A 19,942-nucleotide genomic window follows, 5' to 3' on the forward strand; every position below is an offset into this window, starting at 1 on the left:
CTAAGCCATAGTTGCCCAGCTTAATAAGCTGCCATGGCGCACTACGGCTAGCTGCACCCCCGGAATGCGCAGCTGCCGCATAGCCCGTTGCACCAGTAGATCGACGCTATCGGGAGCGGATTGGGCCTGAGTAGCCGAGCTGATGCCGAGTAGGAGCAGCAGCGCTGCGCCCGTAGTGCGCAGCCGGAAGAGATATCGGGACTTTTTCATAGGGAGTAAAGAGAGCAAACAAGGAAGAATACAGGGCCCCGCCTAAACTCGCAGCAGCTAAGCATAGCGAATAGCAAATTGGGATGCCCAAATTTACATATAGATCCTTGTTATGCAAGGTAGTGTTAAAAAACAATTTCCTTCCTGTATAATACATTCCATTCGGGGCTCACGTGCCCTTTTTTAGGTAAACTTTTAACCCAGCCCTACTGAGGTGGTCTCGCTGTATTGTCCCACAGAGTGCTGGAGTATTTGCCGGGCTGTAATCGCGCTGCTGGCCGCCGAGCTCGACCTTCTCCTTATCAAACCAACCATCGCCAAGCAGGGCGGGGCCCTCGGCCGGGCATCATAGGCAATGGCCGGCGCACGTCCTTTACCTGCCCCCGATTGCCACGGCGCCTTTACCCAGCTCATCGAGGGCAAGCTGATTCGCTACCGCTGCCATACCGGCCATGCCTACACCATCAGCGCGCTGCTGAGCGAAGTTACCGGGTCGGTCGAAAGCATGCTCTACCAGCTCATGCGGGGGCTGGAAGAAATCAAAAGGCGACTCCACAACCTGGGGATGCACTTTATGGCCCAGCAGCAGCTCGAAGTGACCGAGCTGTTTTTCCAAAAAACCGACCAGACTGGCCAGCAGGCCCGCGTAGTCCACGAATCTATCCTGCAGCAGGAAGCCCTCAGCGGCAACCCGCAATTTGAGCACAAGAAACTGAGCTAAATTGCTGATTTATATAACATTAATTGGCGTAACCAGAGCAGTCAAGTTCATCTGGCGCCCACGTTGCCGAACCATGACGCTTCCTGCACGCGCTTAGCCTACTAAAAACTGGCGCTGATAATGCAGCTTAAGAATGAGGTCAACCTTGTCTCTGGTGAGGGGCTTGCTCACGAGCCCGGCAATGGGTAGCGCTTCGATGCGGCCCAGGTCGTGCGAGCTCATCGACGCGGTGTGCATTACGATGACCACGGCCTGCTTTTGGGCCAGGGGCAGCTGCTGGTAGGCTTCCACGAACGCCATGCCGTCCATGCCGGGCATCTTCACGTCGAGCAGCACCAGTACGGGGCTGCTGGGGTTAGCGTTGGCGCTCAACTCCTTGAGGGCCGCAAAAGCCTGTTCGCCGTCATTGGCCGACAGGTACTGGTCGGCCACACCGAGTTCTTTCAGCAGGCGTTCGTTGAGGTGGTTGGTAGCCGGATCGTCGTCGACTAGCAAAACGCTGGATAGTTTTATCATGTTACAGAGGAGCTTTCAATCAGCAACAAAACCAGGGCTCCGAAAGATTTCGGGCTGCCCGTTGGCTCACAAAAATACGATGTAAGCAGCAGAAACCGGCTGCTAAAACGCGGTAGGCAACGTTATGCTAAGCAGGCCAGCTGCTGTTATTCGTAAAAGTCCGGGGCTAGCGGGGTGTTTTTGGTGAAGGCTAGGCCAACGGCTTTGCGTCGGAAAGCACGATAGGACATAAGCAGAACTAAGAAAGGGTTACGGCTGAATCGGGTCGGAGCCGGGCAGCGTGATGGTAAAGGTGGTGCCTACGCCGGGCTGACTCTGCACGGCAATGGTGCCGCCGGCATTTTCCACGATTTTCTTGACGGTGTACAAGCCGAGGCCCGACCCCTCGACGTGGGTGTGCATGCGCTCGAAGAGCCCAAACAGCCGGCCTTGCTGCGATGCACTCAGGCCCAGGCCGTTATCGGCCACTTCGAGCACGATAATGGCCCCCAGAGTGCGGCAGCGTACGTTTACTTCCGGCTCACGGGCCGGGTCGCGGTACTTGAGGGCGTTGCTGAGCAGGTTATAGACGATGCTGCGCAGATTGCGCGGGGCAAACGTGAGGCGGGGGCAGCCGGCCACATCTACCAGCAGTTGCGGGGTGCCAGTGCTCAGCAAGGGGCCCAGGTCCAGCCGCACGTCCTCCACCAGGGCGGCCAGGTCCACTACTTCGGCGGGCTGCTCGGGCGCGGCCTGCTCCCGAATCACATCGGTGAGCTGGTCCAGGGTCCGGCTGAAACGGGCCAGCGCCCCCTGTATAAGGTCGAGCAGGGGCCGCACGTCCGGATTGGTGCGCACGGCGGGGGGTAATTGTTCTTGCAGGGCCACGAGCAGGCCGTCGAGGTTGTCCACGGGGCCGCGCAAATCGTGCGCGGCGGTGTAGGCGAAGGCGTCGAGGTCGGCATTGGCGCGGCTCAGCTGCTGGTTGGCGGCCGTCAGCTCCTGGGCCAGCTCCTGGGCCTGCCGGGCGTTGGCCAGGGCCAGTTGCCGGGCCCGTACCGGCTCGGTTACCTCGTTGGCAAACACGCGCACCCCGTCCACGGCCCCATGCTCGTCGCGGCGGGCCTGGTAGGAGAACGTCCAGTAGATTTCTTCCAGCGGGCCGTTTTCGTGGCGGGCCATCATCAATGGCATTTCCTGGGCTACATAAGGCTCCCCGGTGTCATAAACCTGCGCGAACAGGTCAGGAATGACCGTGCCCACCAGCTCGGGCAGGGCCTCGAGCAAGGGCTTGCCCACCAGCTCGCGGCCGGGGAAGATTTGCTGGTAGGCCGGGTTCACCAGCTGGAACACCAGGTCGGGCCCGTCGAGGATAACGATGGGGGCCGGGGCCTGCATAAACAGGTCCTCCAGCTGCTGCTGCTGCTGCTCGCGGGCCTGGCGGGCCAGTACCTGCGCGGTTACGTCGTAGGCAAACACGGAAACGCCTGCCGTGCGCCCGCTTTCCTTGTAAGCCTGGTAGGTGAAGGTGAAATAGGCTGTTTGCGGGGCCCCATTGCCGGGGGCGGCCCCCACGAACGGCACGGCGTAGTCCACGCCGGTACTGCCCTGGCTGTACACGTGGTCGAGCCGGCCAATAAAACCCGAGGCCACCAGCTCCGGGGCCACCTCGTTGAGGAGGCGGCCCACCAAATCGGGACCGGGAAACAGCCGCTCGAAGGCCGGGTTGCAGTACTCGATGCGGTGGTTGGGCTCGCGCAACAGCGCAATCAGGGCCGGGGTTTGCTCGAATACCTGGTAGAATGCCTCGCGGGCCTGCACCTGGCGGCGGGCGGCGGCCAGCACTTCGGCCTGGGCGGCCACCGCGGTGCGGGTACGCTCGGCCACGCGGGTTTCCAGCTCCTGGTTGAGCTGCTCCAGCTGCTGGCGGGCGCGCACCTGCTCGCTCACATCATAGGCAAACACCAGCACCCCGGCCACGGCCCCTGCCGCGTCGCGGGTGGCCTGGTAGGTAAAATTGTAGTAAGAGGGTTCGAGCTGGCCCGTATTGGTGCGGTCCAGCTCGGCCCGCACTTCCTGGCCATGGTAGGTTTCGCCGGTGCGGTATACCGTGTCGAGCCAGTCGAAAAAGGACTGGTCGGCCAGCTCGGGAGCGGCCTCGCGGTAGGGCCGGCCCACCAGTTCGCGCCCGCCGAAGGCCTGGCGAAAAGCGTCGTTGGCCAGCTCGATGACGTGGTCGGGGCCCGAGAGCCGGGCAATGAGGCCGGGCGCTTCTTCGAACACGGCCAGCAGCCGTAGCCGCTGGCGCAGCGCCTCGGCCAGGGCATCGGCCTCGCCGGCCTGACTGGCCCGCAGGGCCTCCTGTGTAGCGCGGTGGCCCTCGGCTTCCGCATCGGGCAGGCTCACCACCAGCTGGGCCCCGCTACGGCGGGCCGCCAAGGGGCCGTATGTTTCGGAGCCTTCGGCCGCGGTGTTGGCCTGGGCCTGGCCAGCCATGCCGGCTTCAAACACCCGCTGGCAAAACGCTACCATACCGGCCGCCTGGGCCTCGGGCAAGTGGGTGCGCACGGTGCCACCGGGCCGCGCCGGTAGCGCCAGCTGGCGCTGGGCCGCGGCGTTCAGGTAGTCGAGGGCGAAATCAAGGAGCTGGTCGTTTGGCCCGAAAACGGGGCGGCAGAGCAGCAGGGGCTTGGGCGAAAGGTCGAGCCCGGCGCACACCATTTCGGCGTCGGCCAATAGTACGAGTGGGTTCCCCGCGACGGGGAGAGAAGGAAAATCCATAGGGCGCGCCAAAAGCGCGAAAGAAAACGGGGCCGGGAAAGCAGCGGCCGCATCTGCGGGCGGGATAAAAATCCGACGGCCGCGCGGGGGCGGTGGAAGGGCCTCCAGAGTAGGAAGCAGGCCGGGCGGACGTCCACGCGGAACCCGGTGCCAGGCTATACGGCGCAGCTTGCGCAACAACCGGAATCGGGTAAACTGGCGCGCCACCGACCCCGCGGCTGGGCCACCGGGAGCTACCCGGCCGGGCTGCTTCCGACCCCGGCACTCCCCGGACCATTAGGCAGCAGGTCTTCCGCGCAGGTTCATTCCGGCTTGTCGGGTCCTCTCAGAGAATGGAAAACATAGCACACCAAGGAATTGAACCGAAAAATCGTCGCTCAAGCCGACTACGCAACGCGAGTGAGGAGAAAGTAACGCCAACCGGCTTTAGCTGGTACTCGTCGACCCGGTTGTGGGGAAGCGGCTGGTTCCTGAATAAGAAAACGCTCAGCAGAAAACGTCAAGCAGACGAGTGCGGAGTATATTTACCCCAATACTGCGTAATCATCCGCGCAGTACAGCAGCTTTTGCACCCCCCGGCCTGGCGTTTCGGTTGTTTACTGATTCCGGAAGTCTTTTACCTACCCGGACTTTACCACGGCTTCATTCCTGCCCGCCAGTTTTACGTCCACAATTCCCCCCCATGGCTAATTCCCCTGCTTCCATCGACTACCAGGCCCTGTTTCACGCCCTGCCCGGCGCGCACCTGCTGCTGACCCCCGATGGTACCATCTTGATAACTCCGACCAGCATGTGGCCATCTCGCTGCTGCCTCGCGAGCAGGCAGTGGGGCGCTACATTTTTGACGCCTACCCCGGCGACCCCCAAAGCCAAGCCGGTCTGCTGGCCTCGCACGAGGCGGTGCGGCGCACCCTGCGGGCCCACGTAATGCCGCTGCTACGCTACGACATTGCGCGGCCCATCGCGCTGGGCGGGGGCACCGAGGAGCGGTACTGGCAGATTACCCACCACCCCCAGCTCGACGCCCGCGGCGAGTTGCGCTATATCCTGCAAACGTCGGAAGACGTGACCGAAGCCACGCTGGCCGCCCGGCACGCCACCGACGTGCAGCGCACCCTCGATGAGGCGACTGAGCGCAACCGCTTTATACTCGAAAGCCTGCCCGTGCTGGTCTGGACTACCCGGCCCGATGGCGAAGCCGAATTCTTTAACGCCCGCTGGACCGACCTCACCGGCCGCTCCCTAGCCGACACCCTGGGCTGGGGCTGGGTGGAAGACCTGCACCCCGACGACGTGGCCCCCACCACCGCCCGCTGGGAGGCCGCCCGCCAACAGGGCACCTCCTACCAGGCCGAGTACCGCATGCGGCGGCGTGATGGCAGCTACCGCTGGCACCTAGCCACGGGCGTACCGCGCCTCGGCCCCGACGGCCAGATTCAGATGTGGGTGGGCTGCAACACCGACATTCACGAGCAACGCCAGATGGTGCAGGAACTGCTGGAAGCCAATGAGCAGCAGGCCTTGCTTTCGGACCAGGCCTACGAGCAGTACCAGCGGGCCCAGCAGCAGCGCCAGCTCCTGCTGGACCTGTTTGCCGGTGCCCCGGCCATGATTAGCGTGGTGCGCGGCCCCGAACACCGCTACGAGTTTGCCAATACCCGCTTCCGGGAGCTGGTGGGCCAGCACGAGATTGTAGGTAAAACCGTGGCCGAGGTGTTTCCCGAAGTCGTAAGCCAAGGCATTGTGGCCCTGCTCGACGGCGTGTTTCGCACCGGTGAGCCCGTGGTGGGCGAGGAGCTGCTGGTGCAGCTGGCCGGTCCCGAAGGCCAGGAGCTGCACGACCGCTACTTTAATTTCTATTATCAGCGCTTCGAAGAAAACGGCCAGCCAGCCGGCATCACGGCCTACGCCTACGACGTGAGCGAGCTGGTGCGCACCCGCCAAGCCCTGGAGCAACTCCGCAGCCGGACGCCGGACGCTCCCGCCGATAGTGGCTTGGCTTCTTAAGCAAGGCCTGTCTTTGCTTCCCTATCTACCCGCCTTTTGTAGTTTCCGGCATGCCTCTCTCTTCTTTCGACTTTCAACAGGCCCGCGTCAGGCAGGTGCTCTTTAAGTCGCGGCTACGCTCGGTGCTCTACGGGGTGCGCGAAGCCGATCCGGCCCTGTTTGCCTACGCCGAAAACCCGCTGGGTCAGTGGATTCAGACGGTTTTAAAGCCCGAACTGGGTAATCAGCCCGCCGTGTATGAGCTGGAAAACACCCTGCAGCAAATGCTGGGTACCAGCTTCGAGCTGGCCAACCGCTACCAGCGCGGCCTCATCGAGGAGGCCCGCGCCGGCCTCGACCAAATTAACATCTTCGCCGACCAGATTGAAAACCAGTTGCTTTCGCTGGAAAGCGGCCTGAAGCCCAAACTGTAGCGGCTGTTTAAACGAAGGCACCACGCAAACTCAATAGGACCTTATGCGCTCGGGTTGTTTTTGAGCCCCGCAGGGGCGGCATGTGTATGTAGTGCTTACGCAGAACAACCGTAGCGCAAAGCGCCAGCTTCGCGGCCCATTGAACGATGCGGCGCTAACTGCGCATAACGGCCGCGAAGCCGGCGCTTCGCCTGCGGGCGATGCTGGGCCCCGATGCCGCGCTGCACTTCGGCCAGTCGCCGGCCGATAAGCTGGCCTACATTGCCGCCGAGCGCGCCAAAGGCCACACCGTGGTGATGGTGGGCGACGGGCTGAACGACGCCGGCGCCCTGCGCGCCGCCGATGCGGGCCTGGCCCTCACCGACACGCTCACCAACTTCTCGCCCGCCTGCGACGCCCTCCTCGACGCGGCGGAGTTCGGCCGGCTGGCCACGTTCATGCGCTTTTCGCGGGCCTGCCTGCGGGTGGTGCTGGTCACGTTCGCGCTGTCCTTCTGCTACAACGCCTTCGGGCTGGCGTTGGCGGTGCAGGGCCTGTTTACGCCCATCGTCTCCGCCATCCTCATGCCCATCAGTTCGCTGAGCGTGATGCTCGTGGCCACCGTGCTGGTGCGCCGCGCGGCTAAGAACGTGCAGCTCTGAGCTACAAGAACGATGTAGGGGGCGGGGCTTGTCCCCGCACCCTACATCGTTCTCACAAACCACTCTGCGATTAGCATAGCTCAAAAAACCCTTCTGCCATGACCATTATCTTCCTGCTTATCGGTATCAGCCTGCTGGTGGCGCTGTTCTTCCTGGCGGCCTTTCTGTGGTCGGTGCGCTCGGGCCAGTACGACGATACCTACACGCCTTCCGTGCGGATGCTGTTCGATGAGGATGAGGTGCAACGCAGGGCCGGCAGCCCTACCTGACGCAAATCAAGCGGGCGGCTAACCGGCGTCATGCTACGCGGGGGGGCACTGGGGGACCTTTGGGACATTCTCCAATTAGTCACATCCCCACATGCAAGCCGCAACTCCGCTACCGCCGGCCGCGCCCGACTCCGTCTTGGTTCATCCCGAACCGGTGCGGGCCGTGGACACCTTCTTTTACGATAACCGGATTGTCCGCGACTTTGGCGTGGCCACGGTATTCTGGGGCGTCGCCGGCATGATAGTCGGCATTCTGGCCGCGTTTCAGCTGGCCCTGCCCGAAGCCAACCTGGGCAACGCTTACACCACCTTCGGGCGCATCCGGCCGCTGCACACCAACGCCGTGATTTTCGCCTTCGTGGGCAACGGTATTTTCATGGGCGTTTACTACTCGCTGCAACGTCTGTGCAAGACGCCGATGTACTCGAAGGCGCTCAGTAAAATCCACTTCTGGGGCTGGCAGCTCGTCATCCTGAGCGCGCTCATCTCGCTGCCGATGGGCTTCACTACCAGCAAGGAATACGCCGAGTTGGAGTGGCCCATCGACATCCTGATTACCATCATCTGGGTGGTGTTCGGCTGGAACATGTTCGGCACGATTGCCAAGCGGCGCGAGCGGCACCTGTACGTGGGCATCTGGTTCTACATCGCCACGTTTATAACGGTCGCGGTGCTGCACTTGGTCAACTCGGCGGCTTTGCCCGTGAGCTTCATGAAGAGCTACTCGGCCTACGCCGGGGTGCAGGATGCGCTGGTGCAGTGGTGGTACGGCCACAACGCCGTGGCCTTCTTCCTGACCACGCCCTACCTGGGCCTGATGTACTACTTCCTGCCCAAGGCCGCCGGCCGGCCGGTGTACTCGTACCGGCTGTCGATTATTCACTTTTGGTCGCTGATTTTCATTTACATCTGGGCTGGACCGCACCACTTGCTCTACACCTCGCTGCCCGACTGGGCCCAAAGCCTGGGCGTGGCCTTCTCCATCATGCTGATTGCGCCCAGCTGGGGCGGTATGATTAACGGTTTGCTGACGCTGCGCGGCGCCTGGGACAAAGTGCGCGAGGAGCCGGTGCTCAAGTTTTTGGTGGTGGCTATTACGGCCTACGGTATGGCCACTTTCGAGGGCCCGATGCTGAGCCTCAAGAACGTAAACGCTATTGCCCACTTTACCGACTGGATTGTAGCGCACGTGCACGTGGGGGCTTTGGGCTGGAACGGCTTCCTTACGTTTGCCATGCTTTACTGGCTGTGGCCGCGCCTCTACCGCACGCCGCTCTACTCGAAGAAGCTGGCCAACGCCCACTTCCTGATTGGCACGCTGGGCATCCTGTTCTATGCCATTCCGATGTACTGGGCCGGCTTTACCCAGGGCCTGATGTGGAAGCAGTTCAACGCCGAGGGGATGCTGCAGTACCCCAACTTCCTCGAAACGGTACTGCAGATTGTGCCCATGTACTACCTGCGCGGTATTGGCGGCATCATGTACCTGAGCGGCGTTTTCCTAATGGTGTATAACCTGTGGAAAACCGCCAAAGCCGGCAAGCTGCTGGCCGAGGAGAAGGCCACGGCCGCCCCACTGCTACCCGCCAGCGAAGACCCCCACGCCAACGAAGGCCACTGGCACCGCTGGATTGAACGTCGCCCCTTCCAGCTGGCCATCTGGGCCACCGTGGCTATTGCCATCGGCGGTGCCGTGGAGATGGTTCCGACCTTCCTCATCAAGAGCAACGTGCCCACTATTGCGGCCGTGCAGCCGTACTCGGCGCTGGAGTTGCAGGGCCGCGACCTCTACATCAAGGAAGGCTGCTCGAACTGCCACACCCAGATGGTGCGCCCGCTCCGCTCTGAAACCGAGCGCTACGGCGAGTACAGCAAGGCGGGCGAATTCGTGTACGACCGGCCCTTCCTGTGGGGCAGCAAGCGCACCGGGCCCGACCTGCACCGCCTCGGCGGCAAGTACCCGCACTCGTGGCACTACAACCACATGCTCGACCCCACCAGCATGTCGCCCGGCTCCATTATGCCGCCCTACCCGTGGCTGTTCGACAACGAAATCGACTACTCGACGCTGGCCACCAAAATCCGGGTGTTGCAGCAGCTGGGCACGCCTTACCGCGCCGGCTACGACAAGGATGCCGAAGCTGATGCCCGCCGCCAGGCCGATGGCATTGCGGCCGACCTGAAGAAGGAAGACATCGACGTGAAATCGGACCGGGAGATTGTGGCCCTGATTGCCTACCTGCAGCGCCTCGGCACCGATATCAAGGTGAAGCCGGCTGCCGAAACTGCCGCCGCCACCGCCGCCCAGTAGGCCGGCCAAGTGAACAGCCGGGGTCTTCAATCCCCCGGGCCTAACGCCCTTTGGACGCCCGGACCCCGGCCTACCGCTTGCCTTTTGCTACTGCTTTTTCTTCGTCCTCCAGACTTTAATACCCCTTCGTTATGCACAAAGAAGTGTTGCGTTCGATTGCCGGCATCGAGATATATCCGCTCATCTCGTTCGGCATATTCTTCCTGTTTTTCCTTGGCTTGCTAGTGTACGTATTCGTGGCCAACCGCCAGCACCTGCACGATATGAGCGCGCTACCCCTGCTCCCCGACGCGGCCGAGGCAGCCTCCGAGGACGCTGATTCTGACCCTCTTTTCGACTCCAAGCCATGGTAGCCCGCCCGCTTGCCGCCGCTATTCGGGCTCGCCGTGCCCTGCTGCTGGCTGCCGGACTCCTCGCCCCGGTCCTGGCAGCCGTTGCCCAGGACGCCGCCGCGCTGGAAGCCGCCGCCGCTACGGCCGCCGCCCCCGATATGGGTGCCCAGCTGTTTATGTTCTGGTTTCTCACAGCCACGCTGGGGCTGGTATTACTGGTGTTCGGCCTGCTCTTCGTGCTGCTGGTTGTCAAGATGAAGCCCCAGCTGCGGGCCCTCTACCACCTGCCCACGGTGCACGACACCTGGAGCGGTAAGGTGCTGGGCCTGCTCGTGGGGGATGCCACGCTGGTAACCGGCCGCAACAAGGACGAGCTGATGGGCCACGACTACGACGGCATCACCGAGTTCGACAACGACCTGCCGCCGTGGTGGAAGTATGGCTTCTACTTCACCATCGTGTTTGCCGTGGGCTACATGGTGTTCTACCACGTCACCTACACCGGCGACCTGCAGGCGGCCGAGTACGAAACCGAAATGCAGCAAGCCGCCCTGCTGGTGTCGGCCGATGACGATGACCCCAACAAGGCGACCACCTACGCGGTCCTCACTGCGGGCCCCGATCTGGATGCTGGTAAAGCCCTGTTTGCCACCAACTGCGCGGCCTGCCACGGCAACGAAGGCGAGGGCAAAGTCGGCCCCAACCTCACCGACGACTACTGGCTGCACGGCGGCGAAATCAACCAGGTGTACAAAACCATCAAGTTTGGCATCACCAGCAAAGGCATGGTGGCCTGGAAAGGCAAGCTCTCGGCCAAGCAGATGCTCCAGGTTTCCTCCTACGTCGAGTCGATACGCGGTACCAACCCGGCCAACCCCAAAGAGCCCCAGGGCGAGAAGGAAGCTCCATCGGGCCAACCTATTGCCGCTAAATAGAAACCAGAAGAACTGTCATGCTGAGCGTAGTCGAAGCATCTCTACCGCAAGGCTAAACCTGATGCAAGAGGTAGTTTGACAACGAAGCAGTAGAGATGCTTCGACTACGCTCCGCTGCGCTCAGCATGACAGTCGGTTTGCTTACGAGCCTCCGCTTGCCCCTTATCCACAAACACCCATGTCCACTGCCCCCTACCAGCCCGACGACTCGTTCCGCGACACCATCTCGACGGTGGATGCCGAGGGCAAGCGCGTGTGGCTGTATCCCAAGAAACCCAGCGGCCGCCTTTATGAGGCCCGTAAGTGGATTAGCTACGGGCTGCTGGTGCTGCTGTTTGCCGGCCCCTGGCTGCGCATCAAGGGTTTACCGGTACTGATGATGAATTTCCCGGACCGGAAGTTCATCATCTTCGGCCAAATTTTCTGGCCCCAGGATTTCTTCATTCTCCTGATTGCGGCCCTCGCCTTCACCCTGTTTATCTACCTGTTCACCATCGTGTACGGCAGGGTATTCTGCGGCTGGGTGTGCCCCCAGACCATCTTTATGGAGATGGTGTTCCGGCGCATCGAGTACTGGATTGAAGGCGACGCGCCCCAGCAAAAGGCGTTGGACCGGCGCGAGCTGGACTGGGACAAGCTCTGGCGCAAAACGGCCAAGCACACCATCTTCCTGCTGCTGTCTTTCCTGATTGCCAACACCTTTCTGGCCTACATCATCGGCACCGAGGCGCTCATCAAAATTGTAACCGACCCGCTGACGGCCCACCTGGGCGGCCTATCGTCAATGGTGCTGTTCACCGGCGTTTTCTATGCGGTGTTTGCCCGCTTCCGCGAGCAGGTGTGCACCATTGCCTGCCCCTACGGCCGTCTGCAGGGCGTATTGCTCGATAAGGATAGCCTCGTGGTGGCTTACGACTACCAGCGCGGCGAGCCCCGCGAGAAGCTGCGCAAAAACCAGGACCGCACCGCCGGCGACTGTATCGACTGCCACCAGTGCGTGCAGGTTTGCCCCACCGGCATCGACATCCGCAATGGCGCCCAGCAGCTCGAGTGCACCAACTGCACGGCCTGCATCGACGCCTGCAACAACATCATGGAGCTGGTGAACCTGCCACCCAACCTCATCCGGCACGCCTCGGAAAACGACATTGCCCGCGGCACCAAGTTCCGCCTCACGGGCCGCATGAAGGCGCTTTCGGGCGCGCTGGGCGTGCTGATACTTGCGCTGGTCCTGCTGCTGACGTCGCGCTCCAACGTGGCGGCCACGGTGCTGCGCACGCCGGGTCAGCTCTACCAGAAAACGGAGCAGGGCACCATCCGCAACCTCTACAACATCTCCGTCATCAACAAAACCAACCAGCCCTACCCAATTTCGCTGCGGGTGCTGGAGCCGGCCGGCGGCACGCTCACGGTAGTGGGCGCCCCCGAAAGCGGCCTGCGCCTGCCCGCCCAGGGCCTCACCGAAAGCGTGTTCTTCGTCGAGCTGCCCCGCACGGCCCTACACGAAACCAACCAGACCCTGCGCATCGGCATCTACAGCGGCAACGAGCTCATCGCCGAAACCAGCACCAAGTTCCTGGGCCCGGTGATGCGTTGATAGGGGAGAGGGTGCTGAGGTGAGAAGGCAAAAGAACGTGTCATGCTGAGCGAAGCGGAGCGTAGTCGAAGCATCTCTACCGCAACACTGACCCTGCCGCCTAATTGCCATGGCAACGAAGCGGTAGAGATGCTTCGACTCCGCCTCCGGCTTCGCTCAGCATGACACGGTTCTTTTTCCACTACATATTCCTTCTTCCACTTCCTCTATCTCACTATCCCCGTGTCCCGCAACCCCACTTCCCCCGGTCTCATGTCTCAGCAGAAATCCTCCCGCTGGCCTTACTATATCATTGCCACCTATGTGCTGTTTGCCAGTTACATCGGCTACATGGTGCAGCAAGCCATGCGCACCAGCGTGGATTTGGTGAGTGCCGACTACTACCAGCAGGAGCTGCGCCACGGCCAGCGCATGGTAGCGGTAGCCCGCACCAACGCCCTGCCCACGCCGATACAGGTGGAGCTGAATCCGGCCACCCGCCGCCTTACGCTGGAACTGCCCGCCGCCCTACGCGGCCAAACCGTGAAGGGGACGTTGCACTTCTTCCGCCCCTCCAACCAGGAACTCGATTTTACGCTGCCCTTTCAGCCCACCGGCGAGCCGGCCACCCAGCAGCTCAACACCAGCCGCTTGGCGCCCGGTCTCTGGCGCCTCCGCGTCGACTTCACCGCCAACAACCAGACCTATTTCCTGGAGGAAGAGCTGTCGATTGAGCAGTAGGGCTATTTGGCCGAAAGGACTGTCATGCCTCATCTGGCGTCCGCGAAGCCGGAGGCGGAGTCGAAGCATCTCTACCGCTCCGTTGTGATAGTGAGCAGACGACGGGGTTAGCACTGCAGTAAAAATGCTTCGACTGCGGCTACGCCTTCGCGGACGCCAGATGAGGCATGACACGTTCCTTCTATTTCCTTGCCCCTAACCTTATCACTCACTACATGCTCTGGGCCGGTTTTTTATTCGGGTTGATTGGTAGCTTCCATTGCGTAGGCATGTGCGGAGCCATTGCGCTGGCGCTGCCCGGCGCGGGGCAGCCGCGCGGACGTTACGTGCTGGGACGGGTGCTCTACAACCTGGGCCGGGTGACTACTTACGCCACACTCGGGGCGGTGGCCGGCGGGCTGGGGCAGGGGCTGCAGCTGGCCGGCTGGCAGCAAAGCCTGTCGCTACTGTCGGGTCTGCTGATTCTGGTGCTGGTAGTAACGCCCGAGCGGTACCTGGGTCGCGCCGCCGGGGCCTTGGGCCTGGCACCGGTTCTGGCGAAGGTGAAAAACCAGCTGGCCTATTTCTACCAGCGGCCCACGCTCGGCGCGCTCTACACTACCGGCCTGCTCAACGGTCTGCTGCCCTGCGGCCTGGTGTATCTGGCGCTGGCCGGGGCCCTGAGCGCGCCCGGCATGGCGGGCGGGGCGGCTTACATGGCCCTGTTCGGGCTGGGCACGCTGCCGCTGATGGTGGCCCTCTCGCTCACCGGCCAACTCGTGCCGCTGGTGTGGCGCGGACGGCTGCGGCGGGCCGTGCCGGTGCTGGCGCTGGGCCTAGCCGCACTGTTCATCGTGCGCGGCCTGGGGCTGGGCATCCCGTACCTGAGCCCACAACTGCCCGCCGCCACCGCCACCGCCGAACGGCCCGCCACCACCGTCACACTCTGCCACTGAGCAGCTGCAGCGGCTTCAAGCAGCATTCGGCGCATCGAACGTCTATTCAAAAGCAGACGCATACAAGCCAAGCTGCAAGGCTTCGTCAATCAGAACAAAGGCTAATAGCTAACAGCTCAAACCCAACTTCCTCCCGCCCATGAAAACCCTGCTCGTTTCCCTTGACCATACTGCCGCCACCGAGCACACCCTCGCTTACGCCAATAAGCTGGCCATCCGCTGGCCGGCCGAAATCGTGCTGCTCTACTGCCACCCCGCGCCCGCCGAGCCGCTGACTGCCGCCGCCACGGCTGCTGTGCTGGCTACCGAGGAGCAGCGCCTGCGCAGCCTGGTCGAGCGCCTGCGCTACCAGCAGCTCACCCGTCAAAGCGGCCGCCGCATCCGCTACGCCTACCGCGTGCTCAGCGGCTGCCTCCACGACCACGTGCGCGCCGAAGCCGACCGCTGCGGGGCCGATATGCTGGTTGTGGGCCTCGAACACGTGGATTGCGGCCGCGAAGAAGCGCCCGGCAACCACGCCGCCGCCATCCGCGAGCTGGTCGATTGCCCGATGCTGATTGTGCCGCCGGGCCGCCGCTCGTTGCCTAAGCGGCTGGTGTTCTCCGCTGATTTTAGCACGCTGCCGTTGGCCGTGCTGCCCCGCGCTTCGGCCCTGGCCGAGGCCTTCCCGGCCCCGCTGGAGTTGGTGCAGTTCTACGCCCCCCAGGACCGCAGCCGCCGCCGCGCCCTGCAGCTGGCGATGGGCCGCGCTGCCGCCCAACTGACCTGGCCCGTAGTAGTTCGCCACCTGCTCGAAGACGATGCCCCGCTGGAAGGCACTGGCGACTTCTGCGCCCGCACTCAAGCCCAGTTGCTGCTCATCGCGCCCACCAGTCAGGCTAAGCTCCTGCGCTATTTTGATGCCTGCTACGTGGCCACCCGGGCCTACCACACCTGCATCCCGGTGCTGGTGCTGCCCGCTGCCGCCCCGGCCACGGCCGTCACCTGCTGCGACAAGTGTACCGAGCGCCTCGCCCAAACGCCCCGCACCCTGGCCTCGGACGCTAAACTGGTTGCTGGGCTGTAGAGAGGCAAAGAATTGCGTTTCTACGCCGGTCAAAATACCTTATCACCCAAACCGAGTACGCTATGGCAACCGTCACCACTTCCGCCCAAGACCTGATTCCGGCCCGCACTACGGTGGAAAGCTGGATGCGCGAATTCCAGAACTGGCTTTGTCGGCAGCTGGAAACGGCCGATGGCGGTGCCACTTTCCGGCAGGATGCCTGGGAGCACGAAGGTGGTGGGGGCGGCCTGACCCGCGTTATCGGCCACGGCGACGTGCTGGAGAAGGGCGGAGTGAACTTCTCGGCCGTGTCGGGCCGCATGAGCGAGGCGGCCGCCCGGCAGCTGCTTATGCCCGACTCCGCCTACTTCGCCACCGGCGTGAGCGTGGTGCAGCACCCGCGCAGCCCGCTGGTGCCCATCTCGCACATGAACGTGCGCTACTTCGAGGCCGGTAACGGCGAAGCCTGGTTCGGCGGTGGGCTCGATTTGACCCCGATTTATGTGGATGAAGCCCAGGCCCGCTGGTTTCACGAGCAAATCAAAAGCAGCTGCGACCGGCACGACGCCAGCTACTACCCGCGCTTCAAGCAGTGGGCCGACGAGTACTTCTACCTGCCCCACCGCCAGGAAACCCGCGGCGTGGGCGGCATCTTCTTCGACCGCCTCACCGTAGGCCGCGACGGCTCATTTGAGGAGCTATTCGCTTTCGTGCAGGACGTGGGCGAGGTGTACGGCCGCACCTACGCCGAGTTGATGCGCCGCAACCGCGACCAGCCCCACACCGAAGCTCAGGAACAGTGGCAGCTGGTGCGCCGCGGCCGCTACGCCGAGTTCAACCTGGCCATCGACCGGGGCACCAGGTTTGGCCTCGAAACCGGCGGCCGCACCGAAAGCATCCTCATGAGCCTGCCGCCCCAGTGCGAGTGGTACTACGATTTTCACCCCGAGCCTGGTTCGCCCGAAGCCGCTACCCAACAGTGGTTGCGCAAGGATGTGGAGTGGGTGTGAATTAGTTTTTAGTGCTTCGTTGATAGTGCTTAGCGCTGTTGAAAAAAAACGTGTCATGCTCAGCATGATGCGTTTCCCCTTCGCAATTCCTTCCCTGATTTCTTAATCTCTACCTATGCGCTTTCCTCTGCTACTCCCGGCCCTGGCCGCCCTTGTGCTGGCCGCTTGCGGCGACGTGAAAAACCCCAACGGCATGCCCGATGAGCCCCGCGCCTCGGGCCAGCCACAAGTGCTGACGTCCGACGTGCCCGACCCCGACCCGGCTACCGTGGGGACCGAAAAAGCGGTGATGCCCGCCGACACCAGCGTGGCCGGGGCCTGGGTGATTCTGGAAGGCAGCCTGCGCGGCCACGATGCGGAAACCTTCAACCAGCTCATCGACCCCGAATATGGCCTCTGGCTGCTGGAGCAAGTCGATGGTAAGCCTCAGATTACCCGCGTGGCCGACGTGAAGAACCTGCTCACCCAAAAGGAGCAGCCGCTGTTCAGCCTCGATAAAAAGCTGATGGACTGCCCCACGCCCCAGGTAGTGGAGCGCCTGCCCGAGCCAAGTTGCCCGGCCGGTACCTTCGCCCAAAAAGGCTGCTTCAATGGCCCGTCCACTCAGTTTCGGGCCCAAGATTTCTGGCAGACCGCCACTCTTCGCCAAGCCACCCGCAACCAAGCCCAGGCCGCGGTGGGCCGTTGCGTCCGCGGCGTACTCCAAACCACCACTGGCTACCAGTTCCACTTCTCTAAGTCAGCTGGGGCCGGCGGCCGCTGGCGCATCGTCTTCATCGACCTGCGCGGCCCCTGCCCGAAGTAAGGCGGTTAAAAGCCTGTCATCTTGAACGAAGCGAAGGACTTTGCCCCGCTAAAACGAGTCGTTGTTACGGCCGTTCTTGCGGGACGAGGCCCTTCGCTTTTTGCAAACGGTGTAGGGTGCGGGGCTTGCCCCCGCCCGCTGTTGCACGATTCAGACCCGGACCGTCCAACGGCGGGCGGGGGCAAGCCCCGCACCCTACACTGTTCTGCTGATCCCTAGAACTGCGCCTGTAGCGTCACGTAAAAGCTGCGGGCGTCGGCGGGGATGATGCCGGGGCCGGGGTAGGCGGTGGCGCGGCGGGTGAAGTAGCGGTTGTCGGTGAGGTTGTTGAGGCCGGCTTCGAGCTTGAGGAATTTGTACTCGTAGCTGCCCGAGAGGTCCATAATCCAGTAGGCCGGGATTTCGCCGAACACGGCCGAGGGCTCGCGCAGGCTGTTGGTGGCATCGGTGAACTGGCGGCTGGTGTAGGCGTACTGGTAAGCCAGTTTCAGCGGGCCCCGGCGGAATGCAATGCCGGTTTTGGCGATGAGCGAGGGGGCCAGCTCCACTTTTTTGTCGCGGAACAGGGCGTTATCAATGTTGTAGCGGGCATCCACCAGCGTCAGGTTGGAAAATACGCTCAGGCCGGTGCGGGCGTTTTCACCCTGGAGCAGGCGCAGAATGTCGGCTTCCACGAAGGTTTCGAGGCCAAGGTTGCGCGAGGGGCCGATGTTGGTGCGCAGCAGGTAGTTCTGAAAGCGCACTGTGTCCTTCTCGGGCTGCAGGCCGATGCGGTTGTTGTAGGCCAGGTAAAACAGGCTGGCATCGTAGGTGAACACGCCTGGCCGGCCGCCGCGCAAACCCAGGTCGGCGCTGTAGCCCCGCTCGTCGCGCAGGTTCTGATCCACCCGAATGCCGGGGTTCACCACCCGCATATCGTTGAAGTTGATGGCCCGGTAGTTCTGCGAGAAGTTGGCGTACACCTCCACTTGCTCGGTGGGCTTGAAGCTGGCCCCCAGACCGCCCAGCAGCAGGCCGCGGGTGGTCTGGCGCCGCTCGGCAAACTTCTCTTCCGAGAGGAAATTACCGGCCTGGTCGTACTCTTCCTTGGCAAACGTGCCCCGGGCACGGGTCTGAATCCACTCGTAGCGCAGGCCGGGTGTGAGGCTGAGGCGGGGCGTAAGGTTGAAGATGTTCTCGACGAACACCGCCGCGTTGCGGCTCGGGTATTTGTAGGCGGCCTGGGTGATGCTGGCGTTCTGCTCGGCCGGATAAAACGTGAAATCGGCATTGGCGGCGCGGGAGCCGGGGCCCTGGCGCTGGTCGGTGAAGCCATGGTAGTACCGGCCGCCCACCAGCAGCGTCGAGAAGGAGCCGGCCAGCGCGTAGCGGTGCAGCAGCCGCAGCTCGGAGCCTACGTTGCGGAATTCGTCGCGGATGAGCAGCCGGGGCGAGTTCAGGTCGTCGGGCCGGTCGATGCGGCTGAGGTTACCCAGGGCCGTGCGGTCGGCCAGCAGCCCGAAGGTGCGCCAGTTAAGGCGGGTGGCGTCGGAGAAACGGTAGTCGGCGGTGGCAGCCATCAGGTTCCAATTGACGCGGAACCAGTTGCGGGAGCGGCTGCTCTGGCGGGCATCCTGGTCAAACTGGGTGTCGGTGAGGCCACCGGGCTGCTGGGCCAGGTAGTACATGCGGGTATAGTCGAGGCCGATTTTAAGCCGCTCGGTGGCCGCATGTTGCACGCTGGCGTAGGCCGTGTGCACATCGAAGCCCGAGTTGGGCCGCCATCCGTCGCCGCGCTTGTACTGGTAGTAGGCGTAGTAGTTGGTGCGCCCCAACTGGCCGCCTACGCTATTAAACGAATCAAAAAAGCCGAATGATCCGCCGGTCTGCCGGGTCGTGAACTGGATTTTCTTATCGGTGGGCCCGCGGCGAAGCACAAAGTTGAGCATGCCACCGAACTGGGTACCGTACTGCAGCGAGGCCGCCCCACGTACCACCTCAATGCGGTCCAGCGCCTCAATCGGGGGCGTGTAGTAGCTTTCGGGGTAGCCCAGCGCGTCGGCCGAAATATCGTAGCCGTTCTGGCGGGTGTTGAAGTTGGCGGTGCGGTTGGGGCTCAGCCCGCGCCCGCCAATACCGAGCTGAATGCCCGCCCCGTCGCTTTCCCAGATGTTGAGCCCGGCCACCTTGGCAAACACCTGCCGGGCGTTGTTGGTGGCCAGGTTGGCCGTCACGTTCTTCAGCTCAATTACCTCCGTTTTTTTGGCCTCATAAATAGCGGTGCCCTCCACCGCGTTCAGCCGCCGGATACCGAAGCCCTGTTCGCGTTGACCCTCCACGTTCACCTCGCTCAGCTTCACATCCGAAGGCGCAAGGGAGAAATCCAGCGTGGCGTCGGCCGTCAGCTCCACGGGTTTGGTGAGGGAGGTGAACTGCTCGGCAAAGGCCGTGAGGGCGTACGTGCCGGCTGGCAGGTCTGCAAATCGGTAGCGCCCCTGCGCGTCGGTGCGCGTGAGCTGGCCCGAGTTGGTAAGCAGCACTTCCGCCTGCGCCACCGGCCGGCCCGTGCGCGCGTCCGTTACCCGGCCGCCCAGCGTCAGGTTCTGGCTGAGGGCGGGCAGGGTGAAAAGCAGCAGAATCAGAAGCAGCAAGCGGGACATTGGGCGGAGGTGAGGTGAATCGGGGTGCAAAAGTACGCTTATACTGAGCGAGATACTACGGTAGGGGCGGGGCTAA

The 19,942-nt window shown here is 62.9% G+C and carries 18 protein-coding genes; 14 read left to right on the forward strand and 4 right to left on the reverse strand.

The window, feature by feature from the left end; genetic code table 11:
• The gene (locus D0N36_RS07255) at nucleotides 1-210 is read right to left on the reverse strand and encodes a hypothetical protein (RefSeq protein ID WP_116940736.1); all 210 of its coding nucleotides are present in this window, start codon (nucleotides 208-210) and stop codon (nucleotides 1-3) included.
• 355 nt (nucleotides 211-565) lie between these two features.
• Between D0N36_RS07255 and D0N36_RS07260 the strand changes: the two genes are divergently transcribed.
• Nucleotides 566-931 carry a hypothetical protein gene (locus tag D0N36_RS07260; protein WP_190242562.1) on the forward strand — a complete coding sequence of 122 codons (366 nt, stop codon included), beginning with the start codon at nucleotides 566-568 and terminating at the stop codon, nucleotides 929-931.
• A gap of 93 nt (nucleotides 932-1,024) precedes the next feature.
• Here the strand turns inward: D0N36_RS07260 and D0N36_RS07265 are convergent, their stop codons facing one another.
• Both D0N36_RS07265 and D0N36_RS07270 read right to left on the reverse strand, forming a co-directional pair.
• The gene (locus D0N36_RS07265; protein WP_116940737.1) at nucleotides 1,025-1,447 is read right to left on the reverse strand and encodes a response regulator; all 423 of its coding nucleotides are present in this window, start codon (nucleotides 1,445-1,447) and stop codon (nucleotides 1,025-1,027) included.
• A gap of 249 nt (nucleotides 1,448-1,696) precedes the next feature.
• Nucleotides 1,697-4,207: a PAS domain-containing sensor histidine kinase gene (locus D0N36_RS07270; RefSeq protein WP_116940738.1), complete on the reverse strand. Its 2,511-nt coding sequence runs from the start codon at nucleotides 4,205-4,207 to the stop codon at nucleotides 1,697-1,699.
• Between the two features lie 792 nt (nucleotides 4,208-4,999).
• On the opposite strand from D0N36_RS07270, the gene D0N36_RS07275 reads away from it, so the two are divergent.
• From D0N36_RS07275 to D0N36_RS07335, 13 genes are all read left to right on the forward strand, one after another.
• Nucleotides 5,000-6,214, forward strand: a complete 1,215-nt coding sequence (locus tag D0N36_RS07275) for a PAS domain-containing protein (protein WP_116940739.1) — start codon at nucleotides 5,000-5,002, stop codon at nucleotides 6,212-6,214.
• 50 nt (nucleotides 6,215-6,264) lie between these two features.
• Nucleotides 6,265-6,627 carry a hypothetical protein gene (locus D0N36_RS07280; RefSeq protein WP_116940740.1) on the forward strand — a complete coding sequence of 121 codons (363 nt, stop codon included), beginning with the start codon at nucleotides 6,265-6,267 and terminating at the stop codon, nucleotides 6,625-6,627.
• 200 nt (nucleotides 6,628-6,827) lie between these two features.
• Nucleotides 6,828-7,268, forward strand: a complete 441-nt coding sequence (locus D0N36_RS07285) for an HAD family hydrolase (RefSeq protein WP_242478829.1) — start codon at nucleotides 6,828-6,830, stop codon at nucleotides 7,266-7,268.
• Nucleotides 7,269-7,366: 98 nt separating this feature from the next.
• Nucleotides 7,367-7,537: a cbb3-type cytochrome oxidase assembly protein CcoS gene (gene ccoS / locus D0N36_RS07290; protein WP_116940741.1), complete on the forward strand. Its 171-nt coding sequence runs from the start codon at nucleotides 7,367-7,369 to the stop codon at nucleotides 7,535-7,537.
• Nucleotides 7,538-7,628: 91 nt separating this feature from the next.
• A complete protein-coding gene (ccoN, locus tag D0N36_RS07295) occupies nucleotides 7,629-9,848 on the forward strand; it encodes a cytochrome-c oxidase, cbb3-type subunit I (RefSeq protein WP_242478830.1) in 2,220 nt (739 codons plus the stop codon).
• Between the two features lie 131 nt (nucleotides 9,849-9,979).
• Nucleotides 9,980-10,201 carry a hypothetical protein gene (locus D0N36_RS07300; protein ID WP_116940742.1) on the forward strand — a complete coding sequence of 74 codons (222 nt, stop codon included), beginning with the start codon at nucleotides 9,980-9,982 and terminating at the stop codon, nucleotides 10,199-10,201.
• Nucleotides 10,195-11,115 (forward strand): cbb3-type cytochrome c oxidase N-terminal domain-containing protein, encoded by a 921-nt coding sequence (locus tag D0N36_RS07305; RefSeq protein ID WP_116940743.1) that lies wholly within the window; start codon nucleotides 10,195-10,197, stop codon nucleotides 11,113-11,115. The genes D0N36_RS07300 and D0N36_RS07305 overlap by 7 nt, the downstream gene beginning before the upstream one ends.
• A gap of 178 nt (nucleotides 11,116-11,293) precedes the next feature.
• Nucleotides 11,294-12,712, forward strand: coding sequence for a cytochrome c oxidase accessory protein CcoG (gene ccoG / locus D0N36_RS07310; RefSeq protein ID WP_116940744.1), 1,419 nt, complete (start codon nucleotides 11,294-11,296; stop codon nucleotides 12,710-12,712).
• Nucleotides 12,713-12,964: 252 nt separating this feature from the next.
• A complete protein-coding gene (locus D0N36_RS07315) occupies nucleotides 12,965-13,432 on the forward strand; it encodes a FixH family protein (RefSeq protein ID WP_116940745.1) in 468 nt (155 codons plus the stop codon).
• 167 nt (nucleotides 13,433-13,599) lie between these two features.
• Complete coding sequence (locus D0N36_RS07320; protein ID WP_242478831.1) at nucleotides 13,600-14,367, forward strand: sulfite exporter TauE/SafE family protein; 768 nt, start codon at nucleotides 13,600-13,602, stop codon at nucleotides 14,365-14,367.
• A 139-nt stretch (nucleotides 14,368-14,506) separates the two neighbouring features.
• On the forward strand, nucleotides 14,507-15,433 hold the full coding sequence (locus D0N36_RS07325; RefSeq protein WP_116940747.1) for a universal stress protein: 927 nt from the start codon (nucleotides 14,507-14,509) through the stop codon (nucleotides 15,431-15,433).
• A 62-nt stretch (nucleotides 15,434-15,495) separates the two neighbouring features.
• Nucleotides 15,496-16,422 carry an oxygen-dependent coproporphyrinogen oxidase gene (gene hemF / locus D0N36_RS07330; protein ID WP_116940748.1) on the forward strand — a complete coding sequence of 309 codons (927 nt, stop codon included), beginning with the start codon at nucleotides 15,496-15,498 and terminating at the stop codon, nucleotides 16,420-16,422.
• Between the two features lie 115 nt (nucleotides 16,423-16,537).
• Nucleotides 16,538-17,227, forward strand: coding sequence for a hypothetical protein (locus D0N36_RS07335; RefSeq protein ID WP_116940749.1), 690 nt, complete (start codon nucleotides 16,538-16,540; stop codon nucleotides 17,225-17,227).
• 215 nt (nucleotides 17,228-17,442) lie between these two features.
• On the opposite strand, the gene D0N36_RS07340 is transcribed toward D0N36_RS07335, so the two are convergent.
• Nucleotides 17,443-19,866, reverse strand: a complete 2,424-nt coding sequence (locus D0N36_RS07340) for a TonB-dependent receptor (protein WP_116940750.1) — start codon at nucleotides 19,864-19,866, stop codon at nucleotides 17,443-17,445.
• Between the last annotated feature and the right edge of the window lie 76 nt (nucleotides 19,867-19,942).

It is taken from the genome of Hymenobacter lapidiphilus, assembly GCF_003417065.2.
Lineage (GTDB): Bacteria > Bacteroidota > Bacteroidia > Cytophagales > Hymenobacteraceae > Hymenobacter.

Excerpts from the sequence above, each read along its gene's own strand:
- D0N36_RS07255 (WP_116940736.1), bottom strand. The coding sequence starts at position 210 with ATGAAAAAGTCCCGATATCTCTTCCGGCTGCGCACTACGGGCGCAGCG.
- D0N36_RS07260 (WP_190242562.1), top strand. The coding sequence starts at position 566 with ATGGCCGGCGCACGTCCTTTACCTGCCCCCGATTGCCACGGCGCCTTT.
- D0N36_RS07265 (WP_116940737.1), bottom strand. The coding sequence starts at position 1,447 with ATGATAAAACTATCCAGCGTTTTGCTAGTCGACGACGATCCGGCTACC.
- D0N36_RS07270 (WP_116940738.1), bottom strand. The coding sequence starts at position 4,207 with ATGGATTTTCCTTCTCTCCCCGTCGCGGGGAACCCACTCGTACTATTG.
- D0N36_RS07280 (WP_116940740.1), top strand. The coding sequence starts at position 6,265 with ATGCCTCTCTCTTCTTTCGACTTTCAACAGGCCCGCGTCAGGCAGGTG.
- D0N36_RS07285 (WP_242478829.1), top strand. The coding sequence starts at position 6,828 with ATGCTGGGCCCCGATGCCGCGCTGCACTTCGGCCAGTCGCCGGCCGAT.
- ccoS (WP_116940741.1), top strand. The coding sequence starts at position 7,367 with ATGACCATTATCTTCCTGCTTATCGGTATCAGCCTGCTGGTGGCGCTG.
- ccoN (WP_242478830.1), top strand. The coding sequence starts at position 7,629 with ATGCAAGCCGCAACTCCGCTACCGCCGGCCGCGCCCGACTCCGTCTTG.
- D0N36_RS07300 (WP_116940742.1), top strand. The coding sequence starts at position 9,980 with ATGCACAAAGAAGTGTTGCGTTCGATTGCCGGCATCGAGATATATCCG.
- D0N36_RS07305 (WP_116940743.1), top strand. The coding sequence starts at position 10,195 with ATGGTAGCCCGCCCGCTTGCCGCCGCTATTCGGGCTCGCCGTGCCCTG.
- ccoG (WP_116940744.1), top strand. The coding sequence starts at position 11,294 with ATGTCCACTGCCCCCTACCAGCCCGACGACTCGTTCCGCGACACCATC.
- D0N36_RS07315 (WP_116940745.1), top strand. The coding sequence starts at position 12,965 with ATGTCTCAGCAGAAATCCTCCCGCTGGCCTTACTATATCATTGCCACC.
- D0N36_RS07320 (WP_242478831.1), top strand. The coding sequence starts at position 13,600 with ATGACACGTTCCTTCTATTTCCTTGCCCCTAACCTTATCACTCACTAC.
- D0N36_RS07325 (WP_116940747.1), top strand. The coding sequence starts at position 14,507 with ATGAAAACCCTGCTCGTTTCCCTTGACCATACTGCCGCCACCGAGCAC.
- hemF (WP_116940748.1), top strand. The coding sequence starts at position 15,496 with ATGGCAACCGTCACCACTTCCGCCCAAGACCTGATTCCGGCCCGCACT.
- D0N36_RS07335 (WP_116940749.1), top strand. The coding sequence starts at position 16,538 with ATGCGCTTTCCTCTGCTACTCCCGGCCCTGGCCGCCCTTGTGCTGGCC.
- D0N36_RS07340 (WP_116940750.1), bottom strand. The coding sequence starts at position 19,866 with ATGTCCCGCTTGCTGCTTCTGATTCTGCTGCTTTTCACCCTGCCCGCC.